The 12,535-nt window shown below is 57.6% G+C and carries 12 protein-coding genes; 6 read left to right on the top strand and 6 right to left on the bottom strand.

Annotated features, from left to right (window positions below):
* Position 1: 1 nt before the first annotated feature.
* Both SynBIOSU31_RS12940 and SynBIOSU31_RS12935 read left to right on the top strand, forming a co-directional pair.
* Positions 2-1,183 (top strand): GNAT family N-acetyltransferase, encoded by a 1,182-nt coding sequence (locus tag SynBIOSU31_RS12940; RefSeq protein ID WP_186493072.1) that lies wholly within the window; start codon positions 2-4, stop codon positions 1,181-1,183.
* Between the two features lie 24 nt (positions 1,184-1,207).
* Entirely contained in the window at positions 1,208-1,582 is a 375-nt protein-coding gene (locus tag SynBIOSU31_RS12935; RefSeq protein WP_186493071.1) for a DUF4346 domain-containing protein, read from the top strand.
* A gap of 5 nt (positions 1,583-1,587) precedes the next feature.
* On the opposite strand, the gene SynBIOSU31_RS12930 is transcribed toward SynBIOSU31_RS12935, so the two are convergent.
* On the bottom strand, positions 1,588-3,162 hold the full coding sequence (locus tag SynBIOSU31_RS12930) for a B12-binding domain-containing radical SAM protein (protein WP_186490650.1): 1,575 nt from the start codon (positions 3,160-3,162) through the stop codon (positions 1,588-1,590).
* A gap of 159 nt (positions 3,163-3,321) precedes the next feature.
* On the opposite strand from SynBIOSU31_RS12930, the gene petL reads away from it, so the two are divergent.
* The gene (petL, locus tag SynBIOSU31_RS12925) at positions 3,322-3,414 is read left to right on the top strand and encodes a cytochrome b6-f complex subunit PetL (protein ID WP_186490648.1); all 93 of its coding nucleotides are present in this window, start codon (positions 3,322-3,324) and stop codon (positions 3,412-3,414) included.
* Here the strand turns inward: petL and SynBIOSU31_RS12920 are convergent.
* Together SynBIOSU31_RS12920 and rimO are read right to left on the bottom strand one after the other, a co-directional pair.
* Positions 3,401-4,570 (bottom strand): MFS transporter, encoded by a 1,170-nt coding sequence (locus SynBIOSU31_RS12920; RefSeq protein WP_370593633.1) that lies wholly within the window; start codon positions 4,568-4,570, stop codon positions 3,401-3,403. The two genes, petL and SynBIOSU31_RS12920, sit on opposite strands and share 14 nt — an antisense overlap.
* Before the next feature lie 53 nt (positions 4,571-4,623).
* Complete coding sequence (rimO, locus tag SynBIOSU31_RS12915) at positions 4,624-6,024, bottom strand: 30S ribosomal protein S12 methylthiotransferase RimO (RefSeq protein WP_255477248.1); 1,401 nt, start codon at positions 6,022-6,024, stop codon at positions 4,624-4,626.
* A 75-nt stretch (positions 6,025-6,099) separates the two neighbouring features.
* Here rimO and SynBIOSU31_RS12910 point away from each other — a divergent pair, with 75 nt between their 5' ends.
* Positions 6,100-7,041: a vitamin K epoxide reductase family protein gene (locus tag SynBIOSU31_RS12910; protein WP_186490644.1), complete on the top strand. Its 942-nt coding sequence runs from the start codon at positions 6,100-6,102 to the stop codon at positions 7,039-7,041.
* Positions 7,042-7,089: 48 nt separating this feature from the next.
* Here SynBIOSU31_RS12910 and nadB read toward each other — a convergent pair whose 3' ends face one another.
* The 3 genes from nadB to SynBIOSU31_RS12895 form a co-directional block, all read right to left on the bottom strand.
* Positions 7,090-8,775 (bottom strand): L-aspartate oxidase, encoded by a 1,686-nt coding sequence (nadB, locus tag SynBIOSU31_RS12905; protein WP_186490642.1) that lies wholly within the window; start codon positions 8,773-8,775, stop codon positions 7,090-7,092.
* A 91-nt stretch (positions 8,776-8,866) separates the two neighbouring features.
* Complete coding sequence (gene psbU, locus SynBIOSU31_RS12900) at positions 8,867-9,244, bottom strand: photosystem II complex extrinsic protein PsbU (RefSeq protein WP_186490640.1); 378 nt, start codon at positions 9,242-9,244, stop codon at positions 8,867-8,869.
* A gap of 117 nt (positions 9,245-9,361) precedes the next feature.
* Positions 9,362-10,093 (bottom strand): DUF3120 domain-containing protein, encoded by a 732-nt coding sequence (locus tag SynBIOSU31_RS12895; RefSeq protein ID WP_255477247.1) that lies wholly within the window; start codon positions 10,091-10,093, stop codon positions 9,362-9,364.
* Positions 10,094-10,176: 83 nt separating this feature from the next.
* Between SynBIOSU31_RS12895 and SynBIOSU31_RS12890 the strand changes: the two genes are divergently transcribed.
* Complete coding sequence (locus SynBIOSU31_RS12890) at positions 10,177-11,085, top strand: undecaprenyl-diphosphate phosphatase (RefSeq protein WP_186490638.1); 909 nt, start codon at positions 10,177-10,179, stop codon at positions 11,083-11,085.
* 19 nt (positions 11,086-11,104) lie between these two features.
* Entirely contained in the window at positions 11,105-12,502 is a 1,398-nt protein-coding gene (locus SynBIOSU31_RS12885) for a TIGR03279 family radical SAM protein (protein WP_186490636.1), read from the top strand.
* Positions 12,503-12,535 lie beyond the last annotated feature (33 nt).

The raw sequence follows: 12,535 nt of genomic DNA, 5'->3' as shown, positions 1-12,535 counted from the left end.
GATGGCATCGCTCACGGCTCGTTGGCATCGCAGCATCCAAGAGATCCCACAGCTGCAATGGGAGGAGTTGCTCGCAGAGCATGCGAACCCCTTTTATCGCTGGTCTTGGCTTGAGGCTCTTGAGAATTCAGGCAGTGTGGCGCCGGATCAGGGCTGGCAGCCACTGCACCTATCGCTTTGGAGGGGTGAAGACAACCTGATTGCAGTCGCTCCTCTCTATCTCAAAGGACACAGCTACGGCGAATTCATCTTTGATCAGTCGTTCGCACGCCTGGCAGGTGATCTCGGGCTGCGCTACTACCCCAAGCTGATCGGGATGAGTCCAGTTAGCCCTGTGGAGGGCTATCGCTTCCACATCCATCCGGATGAAGATGCTCAGGACATCACAGTCATGATGCTTCAGCTGATTGATGAGTTCGCAGCTCGCAATAACATTCTCAGCTGTAACTTTCTCTACGTAGATCCTCTCTGGCAGCCCTTGGCTGAGGCTGCGGGCTGTGCGGGATGGGTGAATCACCAGAGCCTCTGGTCTGCGGAAGACCAAAAGGATTTCTCCGACTATCTAGCTGGCTTCAATGCCAATCAGAGGCGCAATATTAAGCGCGAACGCAAGGCGGTGAGCCAGGCAGGGCTAGTCGTGACGCCCCTGACTGGCTCAGAACTCACGCCTGAGCTGTTGGTGCGCATGCATTCGTTCTATGAGCAGCATTGCGCCCGTTGGGGCCCTTGGGGAAGCAAATATCTTCAGGGTTCATTTTTCAAGCGACTGGTTGACCCTGCACTGGCTCAGCATGTGGTGCTGTTCAGTGCCCATCGCGGAGATCCCTTTGCACCTGTGGCGATGTCCTTGTGTGTCCAGGACGATTGCCATCTCTGGGGGCGCTACTGGGGCAGTGAGGAAGACATCGATTGTCTTCATTTTGAGGTCTGTTACTACGCGCCGATCGAGTGGGCCCTGCGTCAGGGCCTGCACAGCTTTGATCCAGGGGCGGGTGGCAGTCATAAGCGCAGACGAGGTTTTGTGGCGCAAGCTCGGACCAGCCTTCATCGCTGGTATGAACCGCGGATGGATGGACTGATCCGCTCCTGGCTGCCCAGGGCGAATGGTCTGATGGAGGAGGAGATCGAGGCCATCAACGCCGAGCTTCCCTTCCGCACTAAGCCGCCTGAATTGATGGTCTGAGGCGATCATTTGTAAGGTGTGATGATGGCAGAAGGCACTTCCTCACTTGACGACCAGCTTTCGCAGCGGTTCATCGAGCTTGATCCATCTGGGTATTTCCTGATCAAGCTTGATGCCGAGTCCGGTGAGCTCATTGCAGAGCACTACAGCAATGATGTGGACGAACGAGGCCGTGCCATCGATCCGGAAACCGGAGAAGTTCTGTCCTGCCGTGGCGGTGGCCCGCGGTTGCCGAGTACTTGCTTCCGAGGCAGAACCGCTAAGGAGTTAGGGATTGCTTTGACTGAAGCCGATGGACCACTTCCTGTTAGCCGACTTGATCACGCCTTGTACCTAGGCAGGGAGCTGCAAAAAGCCGAAGCCTGCTTGAAAGCAGGGCTTCCATACAGTCAGGATTGACCAGGTCAGGCAGTTAGCAGTTCGCGCGACGTGCTGGGCTCCTCAGGTGGCAAGGATTCCAATTGTTCACGGATTTCGCGTTGCACGATTGCGCGGTATTCGAGGAAGTGCTCGTTGTGTGCAAGCACTACAAGGAATTGCTCGAGCATCGCTGGATTGCGTCGAGCCATGCTGAGCATGTAGCGCCAGAAGCGACTTCGGGTGTCACGCTTAAGCCCCTGTCTCCAGACCACGATGGACAGGGCCTTGATGTCAGTCCAGGTTGGCAGCTTGGATGTGCCTTTCCAGCGGGGAGCACCCATTTTCAGGTAGTAGGAGTAAACGCGATCCATGTACGCATTGGGTTCATAAAGCGCACAAAAGGCATCGACGTATTCATTGGCGATGTCCCGGATCGGGCGAGTGGGTTTGAAATTCAGCAGGTTGGTCTGATTCACACCCTTTGCGGCGGACTTGTCCTGAATCAGACGCCCTTCTTTCTCGAGGCGATGCCAGAGCGCGGTATTCGGAAGCGCCTGCAGCATTCCCATCATGGCTGCAGGAATTCCGGTTCTGGTCACGAAGTCCACAATGCGACGGCCTGCGCCGTCTTTTTCACCGTCGAAACCGATGATGAAACCTGCCATCACGCGGATACCGTTCGCCGTGATTCGGTCCACGGCCGCATCTAATGGGTTGCGTGTGTTCTGAAGTTTTCTAGAGGTTGCAAGACTCGCCTCATCCGGAGTCTCGATGCCGAGGAACACACTTTCAAAGCGTGCTTCATGCATCATGCGCATCATCTCCTCGTCATCGGCAAGATCGACCGACGCTTCAGTCGCGAAGCTGAAGGGGTAGCCCCGCTCTTCCTGCCAGCTTCTGATCTGAGGCAGTAACAGCTTGGCGTTGCGCTTGTTGCCGATGAAGTTGTCATCCACAAGGAAGATGGATCGTCTCCAGCCCAGGTCGTACAAGCTCTGGAGCTCAGCGATGAGCTGCTCAGGATTCTTGGTGCGTGGTTTGCGTCCGTAGAGAACGATGATGTCGCAGAACTCGCAATTGAATGGACAGCCCCTCGAGAACTGCACACTCATCGAGTCGTAAGCATCGAGCTGCAGCAGGTCGAAGCGGGGAATCGGAGTTGCCGTGACATCAGGTTTTTCTCCTTCTGAGCTGAATCGACCGCCGCTATCACCTTTTTGAATGGCCTCGATGAACATCGGAAGGGTGATTTCACCTTCATCTAGAACTTTGAAGTCGGCCTGTTCGATTTCCGGCGCATCCGGCGTGGAACTGGCGTAGGGGCCTCCCACGGCCACTGGCAACCCGCGGCGCTTGGCTTCAGCGATTTGAATCTGCATATCGTCTTTTTGGACGATCATTCCTGATATCACCACCAGCTCGGCCCAATTCCATTCCTCTTCACTGATCTCCCGAACGTTGCGATCGACGAGCTTCATGTCCCATTCCTGGGGGAGCAGTGCAGCCACGGTGACCAGTCCCAGGGGAGGGAGCAGTACCTTGCGATTCACCAGCTCCAGGATCTTCTCGTAACTCCAGAAAGTCTTCGGGAAGAGGGGATAAATAAATAAGGTGCGCATGATCCGTGGCGAGGAAGGTGGGCCTGTCTGTGACGTGCGGTCGACCCTGCGGACAGAACCTTCCGTTTTTATTTGATTTCGTTGTGCAGAAGCTTAAGGGGGATCGGCTGATTCCAGACCTAATCTCTGATCTAATAGGTGCTGCAATCTGTGACAGGCATGGGCGTCCTCATCTACGTAGGTCTGGTCGGAGCTGGGCTCACCACCGCTGTGGCACTCAGTTTCGTGCTTCGCCGGATCAAACTGATCTGACCTCATTCAGCACTGTTCCACCGCGCCGCCAGATTTCAAACAGGGCAAGCACAACACCGACGGACCCGCTGATGGCGAAGGTTGCCTGAAGCCCGATCGTCACAGTGAGTTGCGCGGCGATCAGACCACTGAGTCCACCCCCTCCCAGAAAGGCAATCTGACCAAGGCCGGCCATTCGTCCGCGCAAGATCTGCGTTGAACCCACTTGGGTGATCAGATTGCTGCTGCTTAGCAGTCCTGCAGTACCTGCTCCAATTAACAGCGTCATGGCAAGCAAGAAGGGCACGTCCCCGCCGTAGGCCATGCCCAGCTGAGCTATGGCTGTAATCAGTGCAAAACCGGCCAGAGTTCGCGAGGGTCTTCGGCAGAAGCGATGACTGTTGCGTTGCAGCAGTAGTCCACCAGCAATGCTCCCGAGGGCCAGAACGCTGGTGAAAATCGCAAGATCCATGGGTGTATTTCCCAGCTCGCGAGCGGCGATCAAGGGCCCAAGCCCAGGGTGGAAAAACCCCACCACGCACATCAAGCCGGTGAACATCAACACATGCCTCAGGGTGCTGCCGCATTCCCGCCAGGCCACACGTAGTGATGCCTTTTCTCCAGGAGCACTGCGCTCCTCCAGTTCTGTTCTCGGATTCAGCAGCCAAATCACACTGGCGATCGGTATCAGATAGGTGCCTGCATCCAGGGTGAGGGCTGTGGCCGGTCCCGTCAGAGTGATAAGCCAGCCCCCTAAAAGAGGTCCCACTAGCTTGCCGACGTTGAAGACCACCGAGAAGCTCGTCAGGAAGGGTGCCAGCTCGGAGTTTTCGTCTACCAGCAGAGCGCAGTACTTATTGCGAGCTGTGAGTTCATAGGCACCGGCAATGCCCACTAGCAAGGTGCTGGCTAGCAGCATCAAAATCTGTGCTTGCCCATCGAACACTGGGATGGAAAGAGCTCCCAGCAAGCCAGCTCCGAGCAGTGCCCACTGCGCCTGAATCAACACCCGCTCACAGCCAACCCGGTCGGTGAGCACGCCGGCGGGACCGCTCACCAGCATGGTGGGCAGGGAGAGAGCGGCGAAATGCAGGGCTAGCACCATGGGTGCCTTGGTTTCATCCATCAGGATCCATCCCTTAGCGGTGAGCCCTGCGAAGGAACCGGCAGTGCTCAAGCCAGATGCGATCAGGAAGATGATGCGTTGGCGTGCATGTGATGAAGGGTGGCTCAATGGCTGGTGCGAGCTGAGGCCACCATTTCGGTTGCTCCCACGATTTCGCCGTTTAGGTCGTAGATGTCGGCTCCATTGATTCGAACTGGAACCATGGTCCCTGGTCCTGCTTGCATGCCATCCGCGCGTGGCTGGACTTGCACTTCGCCATCTACTTCAGGTGCGAAGCGAGCGCAACGCCCAATCATGGCTCCTGTGCTCGGGTTGTGCTGTTCGATCAGCACATCCACGGTGCGTCCCACCCAGCGAGTGTTGGCTTCGGCTGAGATTGGTTGTTGCAGGGTCATCAGCCGATCTTTCCTGGCGGTGGCAATCTCGGCTGGCACCGGATTCGGGAGCTTGGCCGCGGCGGTTCCTTCCTCTGCTGAGTAGGTGAACACTCCAACATGGTCGAAGCGCTGGCTCTCGAGGAACCCAGCCAGGTGCTCGAATTGCTCCTCCGTTTCACCGGGAAAGCCCACGATCAGGGTGGTGCGCATCACGGCATCCGGTAGCTGCTCTCGTAACTGACTCATCAACCGTTCGTTGACATCCGCCTGCCAGGGACGGTTCATGGCCCTCAACACCTTGGGGTGGCTGTGCTGAAGAGGCAGATCGAGATAGGGAAGAACGTTGGGGACTTCTCTGTAAGCCGAGATCACTTCAGGGGTCAGACCTGTGGGGTAGGCGTAATGAACCCGGATCCAGGGAATCTCCACCTCACCGAGAGCCCTGAGAAGATCCGCAAGGCGAGGTCGTCCATAGATATCAAGCCCGTAATTGGTGGTGATCTGGCTGATCAGAATCAGTTCCTGAACGCCCTGCTCAGCCAGTTGATGGGCTTCTGTCACGATCGATTCGATCGTTCTGGAACGCTGATTGCCGCGTAGATGCGGAATGATACAAAACGCGCAGCGATAATCGCAACCTTCGGCCACTTTCAGATAAGCAACCGCTTCTCCAGTGGTGCGATACCTAGGCAGTGTTTCATCGCCGACGAACGTCGGGTTCTTGCTGACCCGATTAACGCGTTCCCCGGCCTCGACCCGCTCCAGAACCTCCACGATGTGTTGGTAATCGCCAGTGCCGACGATGGCTTTGGCTTCCGGTAGGGAGTCGAGCAGCTCCTCCTGAAAATGCTGTGCCAGGCAGCCGGCGATGATCAGTTCCTTGCCTTGCTCAGCGAGTCCTACCAGGGTCCGGACCGATTCTTCTCGGGCTTCCTGGATGAAGCTGCAGGTGTTCACAACCACCACGTTGGCGTCACTTTCGTCACTGCTGACGCCATAGCCCGCTTGCGTCAGCAGTCCGAGCATATGTTCAGTGTCGACCCGGTTCTTTTCGCATCCCAGATGGGCGAAAGCCACGGTCGGCCGTGTGCTGACCATGTCGCGTCCGGGAGGTTGGTCCGGTGACATGGGCACTGCGCATCGACTTTCACCATAAATCTCGTGCTGATTGCTGCCAAAATTTGAGTAATCCGTTCAGTGCGCATGGGCACCACCCGACTCACCAGCCGTCGTCGCCAAGACCAGGGCTTCAAATGGGCGCGCATCAGCATGGCGGTGCTGGGAACCGTCGGAGTGATCGATACGGGTTCGATCACCCTGAAGCGTTGGGGGATGCTCGGTGACCTCACCTGCCCGATGGGCGGTGATGGTTGCGACATGGTCCTAAATAGTCCCTGGGGAACCCTTGCCCAGACGGAGACCTTCAGCATCCCGCTGTCTTTTGCCGGTCTGCTTGCTTACCTCGCTGTTCTGGTGATGGCCCTAGTGCCATTGCTACCGGGGTTGATGGAGAACCGCAGTGATCTGTCCCGGCGCACTTGGTGGGGACTGTTCACTGTTTCGCTGGGGATGGCTGTCTTCAGCATGGTGCTGCTGGGCTTGATGGTCTTCAAGATTCAGGCCTTCTGTTTCTTCTGCGTGCTCTCAGCGACGTTGTCGGTTCTGCTGCTGATCCTTTGCGTGATTGGCGGTGGATGGGACGACCCCTCGCAGCTGTTCTTCCGTGGAATTCTTCTGGCTTTGGCTGTGTTGCTGGGCAGTCTGATCTGGGCCTCGGTGCTGGATCCTGCCCGTCCTGAGGCGGCCGTGACCGGTCCTGGTGCGCCTCCGCTTGTCACCAGCGCAAGCACTCCCGCCAAGGTGGCTCTGGCTGAACATCTCACCGCGACTGGAGCTGTCATGTACAGCGCCTACTGGTGTCCTCACTGTCATGAGCAGAAGGAGGACTTCGGTTTGGAAGCTGCCAAAAAGCTCACCGTCGTTGAATGCGCTGAGGACGGTCAGAACAGTCAACGGGCGCTTTGCCAGAGCAAGAAGATCGAAGGTTTCCCCACCTGGGAGATCAACGGCAAGCTTGATTCAGGTGTCAAAGATCTGAAAACCCTGGCGGGTTTGTCCGGCTTCAAGGGAGACAACAACTTCTGAGCGCCTGATTCACTGTTTGCTCAACCAACTGTTTGCTCAGTGCGTTAGTTATTCCGTGACACCGCGAGTTTTGATTCCTTGTCCCCTCAGCTGCCGACTGTGCCGGCGCCATTGGGGGAGGGAGCAGGGGGCATCACTGCGGAAATGTCCTCCTCGGCTTTCGGTTCTAAACAGACAGGCTTCCAGCAGCAGAGCAGTAGTGCGCTGCCGATGGATGAGGTCCAGTAGCAAGTTCAGTTCCTGGCGACTGGGCTCCTCCAGTTCCAGCAGTTGTTGATGGGATTGGCGGTTGACCACGCAGAGCAGCTCTTCTTGCTCCAAGGGGCTCATGGACCTCTTGGTCCACTGCAGCAGCGTCTGCATCCCAGCTGCGGAGCGATTGACTCCGGCCACATCCCAGCACTGTTCACTCAGCTGGTTGATGCTGCGCGTTAGTACGCCGATGCTGGTGTTGCTGCGGGCATGGATCTGACTGGTGCTGGCTGTGTCTCTTCGATTTCTCCAGTGCTCGCGATCGTCTTCTGAAACAGCCGGTAGGTCGATCGCTCCCAGTTGGCGAGCAAAGACCAGGCACTCCATGAGCGAGTTGCTGGCCAGACGATTGGCTCCGTGCAGCCCGGTGCAGGCCACCTCCCCCACTGCATAGAGCCCTGGCAGTGATGTGGCGGCATTAAGGTCGGTTGACACCCCTCCCATCCAGTAATGGGCTGCGGGCGCCACGGGGATTGGTTGCTCAAGAGGATTGAGATTGTGGTTGCGGCACCGCTCAAGAATTGTTGGGAAGCGACGCTCAGCCTGGTGGCGGGGAATCCCTGAAAGATCAAGGCCGATGTGGTCGATGCCCTGCAGGCGCATGCTTTTCAAGAGAGCACGGCTGACCTGGTCTCTGGGGGCGAGATCAGACCCTGGTAAGTCGGAGACCGGACTGTTCCCAGCAGCGTCCACGAGTCGTCCTCCTTCACCACGTACGGCCTCGGAGATCAGAAAGCAGGGAGCTCCAGGAAGCTTCAGAGCAGTGGGATGAAACTGAACGAACTCGAGATCTTCAACCGCAGCCCCGGCCGCCCAGGCCAGGGCGATGCCCTCCCCTGCTGCTTGAGCTGGATTTGTGGTGTTCGTATAGAGGTGACCTCCGCCTCCAGTGGCCAGAACCACTGCTCTGGATCGGATCCATTGCAGCCTGAACCCATCCAGCACCTGGACGCCGCAGCAACGCCCGTTCTCCACCCAGAGCTGGCTGACGCGAACACCCCTCCGATGCAGCAGTCCGGGCCTCTGCTCTGCATGCTGTCGAAGCACATCGACAAGAGCATGGCCGGTTCTGTCCTGTACATGCAGCACTCGGTGATGACTGTGCGCAGCCTCGAGGGTGGTGGCCAGGCTCCCGTCACTGTTTCGATCAAAATCCATCCCCAGCTGGAGCAGCCTGTCGACACATTGCGGAGCCTTCTCAACGAGAAAACGGACGGAATCACCGTCGCAAAGGCCAGCGCCCGCCTGGATCGTGTCTGTTGCATGGCTGCCGCTGTTGTCATCCCGACGCGTGACGGACGCGATTCCGCCCTGAGCCCAACGGCTCGATGAGCGCCGGCTGGTGTTGCGATTCACCAGCAGCACTCGCAGCCCGTCCGGCAGTTCAAGGCAGGTCATCAGGCCTGCTGCCCCGGCGCCAACTACCACGACGTCCCAGGGACCTGAGGGGATGGGTTCGTTGCCAGGGCCGGAGTGTTTCATGTCAGCACCAAAAAACCGCCGGGTTGTCCGGCGGTTTTACCGCAATCGAAGCAATCCAATCAGTGGAGATCGGCGATTTCAGTGAGCTGCCTCAGCGGTACTGGCCATCATTGATGCGATCGAATCCCTCGTTGAGAGCAATCGATGGTTCTGTGACGGTGAAATTGTCGCGGTATTTCTCGAAAAGCTCTTTCTGGCGATCAGTGAGATCAAGAGAAAGAACGTCATCAACGCTCTCGTAGGGGCCACCCAGCACGATCTTGCCGGCGAGGGTGGGATACATACCAGGGAACTGCTGGAAACGACGCACGGAGGAATTGTTCAGATCCACCTTTTCGCCACGCTCAGCGATCTTGTCGTCAGCCACGTTGCGGATGTCAGCAGCCTGAACGCTCGCGGGTAGCAGCAGGCCCATCAGCAGGCCTGCCATCACAAGAATGCCTGTCAGCCAGGACAGCAGACGCTTCATGGAACTCTCCGTCTAGAAGATCGGAACGGGATGATTACCGGCATTGCCGGCTTGCAAACCTTACAAGTGCCATTGCCGGGATTTGTTGCAAGGGGTCGCAGTTTTTTGCAGTTCGTTTCAGACCAGGCCGCTGAGTTCAGGTGCGAGCAGAGACAGCAACAGAAACAATCCGTCAATCAGAAGGGTTGTGAGCAGTACGGCCGCCGCCACAGCCCAAGCTTTGTCATTCGCTGCAGACAGGCTGCTGCGAGATCTGCAGTACTGAACGAACTGCACAATGATCACTCCTGTCGCGGTGACCGTCAGCAGAGAAGTTGGTCTGAGTACGTAGGCTGCAGCGTCCTGAAGCAGACCAGTTGCGTCTGACGCAGAAGCTCCGATGACCGCAGGCCAGAGGGCCATAACGCCTGTGAGGGCCATGGCCAAATCGGTGAACGCGGTTCCCAGTAGAGAAGCCAAATAAAAGGCGCATCCAAGGCGCCATCGAGTTCCCAGTCCGGTGATCGCCAAAGGCAAAGCAAAAGCTTCAACAGGCAGGTGCAGCAAAGGATGTATGGCAAGCCACCCCCAGAAAAGGCTGCCAGCCAACCAGCTGCCACTAAAACCAACCAGTAGTGCTCCGAAATCTTTCCATTGTTTGGGCGCAATCGAATTGGTGATCACGCCCACTGAAAGGAGCACAAGACCGAACAGACAGGAGGTGAAGGGTTGTTCGCGCACCCAGGGCGCCTGCACGAATACAGGCAGCACTACCAGCGTGGATGCCCAGAAGGGCAGCCCAGCCATCCCAAGAGCGATCGGCTGGACCGGCTCAGCAAGGGCTTGGTTGCGTATCAGCCCACTGAACAACGATCCGCTCCCGCCTTTATGTGAAGAAAGGACTGTGACCATAGAAGATTTGCGCCTCATTGAGCGTTTTTGTGAGGCGTCTGATGTCATTCGACGTTGGGTCTGGCGATAGCGTCCCTAAACGTGTGTTCAGGACTTCAGAGGTGTCAGAACCCGGACTGCTCGAGGCCATCTGGAGAAATATTGTTCTGGGTGTTGTCCAGGGCCTGACTGAGTTTCTGCCGATTAGCAGCACGGCCCATTTGAAGGTGGTGCCCGCTCTTGCCGGTTGGCAGGACCCCGGTGTCTCTGCCACAGCTGTGATTCAGCTGGGCAGCATCGTTGCCGTCATCGGTTACTTCCGCGACGACCTCGTTGGGGTGTGGAACGGAATATGCGCTGCCCTGCGCAGAGGGCAGTGGCGCGAGCCGGAAGCCCGCTTGGGGATTGCGATGGCCATTGGCACCGTGCCGATCTTGGTGGTGGGCCTTGGCATCAAATTGTTCTGGCCCGGTTATGAAACGTCTCCGTTGCGCAGCGAACCGGTGATCGCCGTCGTGTCGATTGTGATGGCGTTGTTGCTGGCTTTGGCAGAGAAGCTTGGCCCGCGCCTCAAGCGACTCGACCAGGTGCAAGGACGAGATGGCCTGGTGGTGGGTCTCGCGCAGGTGCTCGCGTTAATCCCTGGGGTCTCCCGATCGGGAAGCACTCTCACCGCTTCACTTTTCGACAGCTGGAAGCGCCCGGATGCGGCCCGGTTTTCATTTTTGTTGGGAATTCCAGCCATCACCCTGGCGGGTTTGGTGCAAATCAAGGATGCATTTAGTGAGCCCAGCGCTGGCGGTGCACTCCCTCTGCTGATCGGAATTGGTTCTGCAGCAGTGGTCTCCTGGCTGGCCATCGACTGGTTGTTGAAGTACCTGCAACGTCACAGCACCTGGATTTTCGTGATCTACCGGCTTCTCTTTGGAGTGTTGCTGCTGGTGTGGTGGTCCGCCGCCGTTCCAAACTGATCACAGTCGCCTCCTTGCTGTGTGGAATGAGCCTTCCGCAGGGGTCGCTGTTTCGGCTCTGAACCCCGCAAGCCCCTCACGACAGCCTGAGCCTGCGGTGGTGGCCTCCGTGGAGACAGGTTCAATCGGAGAGGAACTGGGATTTGAGCCAGGGGATCAACTGCTCAGCATTAATGGTGTGCGCCCCCGCGATCTGATTGATTACCGCTACCTCATTGTTGAAGAGGAGCTGACGCTCGAGGTTCGTGACAGCGCCGGTGCACTGCATTGCGTTGAGCTGGAGAAGGATGCTGACGATGGCTTGGGGCTTGCTTTCACCGAAGCCCTTTTTGACGGCCTTCGTCAATGCACCAACCGTTGCCCTTTCTGCTTCATCGATCAGCAGCCGCCAGGCCATCGAGACAGTCTTTATCTCAAGGATGACGATTACCGACTCAGTTTCCTTTACGGCTCCTATCTCACGCTCACCAACTTGAACGCCGCAGACTGGGAGAGAATTGAGCAGCAACGGCTGACTCCGCTGTTCGTCTCAGTGCATGCAACAGACCCCAATTTGCGATCCACCCTTCTGGAGAATCCACGAGCAGGCCAGCTGCTGAAGCAGCTGGAGTGGTTTGCGCAGCGCAACTTGCAGATTCACGCGCAGGTGGTGGTGTGTCCGGGCCTCAATGACGGTGACGCGCTCCTGAACACCTTGCGTGATCTCGCCCGTTTTGCAGGTGTTGAGTGGCCTGCTGTGCTTTCGGCAGCAGTGGTACCGGTGGGTCTGACTCGTTTCCGCCCGCCTGGTGATGGGCTGCGGGCTGTCACCCCTGAAGATGCCTGGCAGGTCATCGATGCAGTGGAACCGCTCCAGACTGAGTTCCAAGGGCGTTTCGGCAGTCGTTTTGTTTGGTTGTCGGATGAGTGGTATTTGATTGCGGGTCGTCCACTTCCCCCACGCCTCAGCTACGAGGATCTTCCTCAGCAAGAAAATGGTGTGGGAACGATCCGGGCGTTTCTCGAGTCGTTGGATGAGGCCACGACATCACTGCCAGAGCGTATCGCTGAGCCGCTGCGCAGCAGCTGGGTGGTGGGCCGTCTCGTGGATAGGGCTCTGGAGACGGTGACCGAGCGTCTTAACAGGATTGATGGCGTCAGTCTTCGGATGCATGGTCTTCCCAGTCCATACTGGGGACAGGACCAGGTGGTCACCGGGCTGCTGACTGGTCAGGATCTGCTAGACGGACTCAAGGATCAGGACCTAGGGGATCAGGTGCTGCTCCCTTCAGTGATGTTGCGGCAGGGGCAGCCTGTCTTCCTCGATGACATGACTCTGGATCAGGTTCAGGAGCAACTTCCTGTTCCAATTCGGATCGTGCATGGAGCAGCTGACATCGTGGCTGCGGTGCTCGGAGATCCTGAGAAAACCACCTAAGCTCCACCGAGATCAGGATTTGATGTGCGTCGG

Source organism: Synechococcus sp. BIOS-U3-1, from assembly GCF_014279975.1.
Lineage (GTDB): Bacteria > Cyanobacteriota > Cyanobacteriia > PCC-6307 > Cyanobiaceae > Synechococcus_C.
The sequence above is the reverse complement of the archived record's forward strand: the minus strand, read 5'-3'. Positions and strand labels throughout refer to the sequence as shown.

Excerpts from the sequence above, each read along its gene's own strand:
- SynBIOSU31_RS12940 (WP_186493072.1), top strand. The coding sequence starts at position 2 with ATGGCATCGCTCACGGCTCGTTGGCATCGCAGCATCCAAGAGATCCCA.
- SynBIOSU31_RS12930 (WP_186490650.1), bottom strand. The coding sequence starts at position 3,162 with ATGCGCACCTTATTTATTTATCCCCTCTTCCCGAAGACTTTCTGGAGT.
- psbU (WP_186490640.1), bottom strand. The coding sequence starts at position 9,244 with ATGAAGCGTCTGCTGTCCTGGCTGACAGGCATTCTTGTGATGGCAGGC.
- SynBIOSU31_RS12935 (WP_186493071.1), top strand. The coding sequence starts at position 1,208 with ATGGCAGAAGGCACTTCCTCACTTGACGACCAGCTTTCGCAGCGGTTC.
- nadB (WP_186490642.1), bottom strand. The coding sequence starts at position 8,775 with ATGAAACACTCCGGCCCTGGCAACGAACCCATCCCCTCAGGTCCCTGG.
- SynBIOSU31_RS12910 (WP_186490644.1), top strand. The coding sequence starts at position 6,100 with ATGGGCACCACCCGACTCACCAGCCGTCGTCGCCAAGACCAGGGCTTC.
- SynBIOSU31_RS12890 (WP_186490638.1), top strand. The coding sequence starts at position 10,177 with ATGTCATTCGACGTTGGGTCTGGCGATAGCGTCCCTAAACGTGTGTTC.
- petL (WP_186490648.1), top strand. The coding sequence starts at position 3,322 with ATGGGCGTCCTCATCTACGTAGGTCTGGTCGGAGCTGGGCTCACCACC.
- rimO (WP_255477248.1), bottom strand. The coding sequence starts at position 6,024 with ATGTCACCGGACCAACCTCCCGGACGCGACATGGTCAGCACACGGCCG.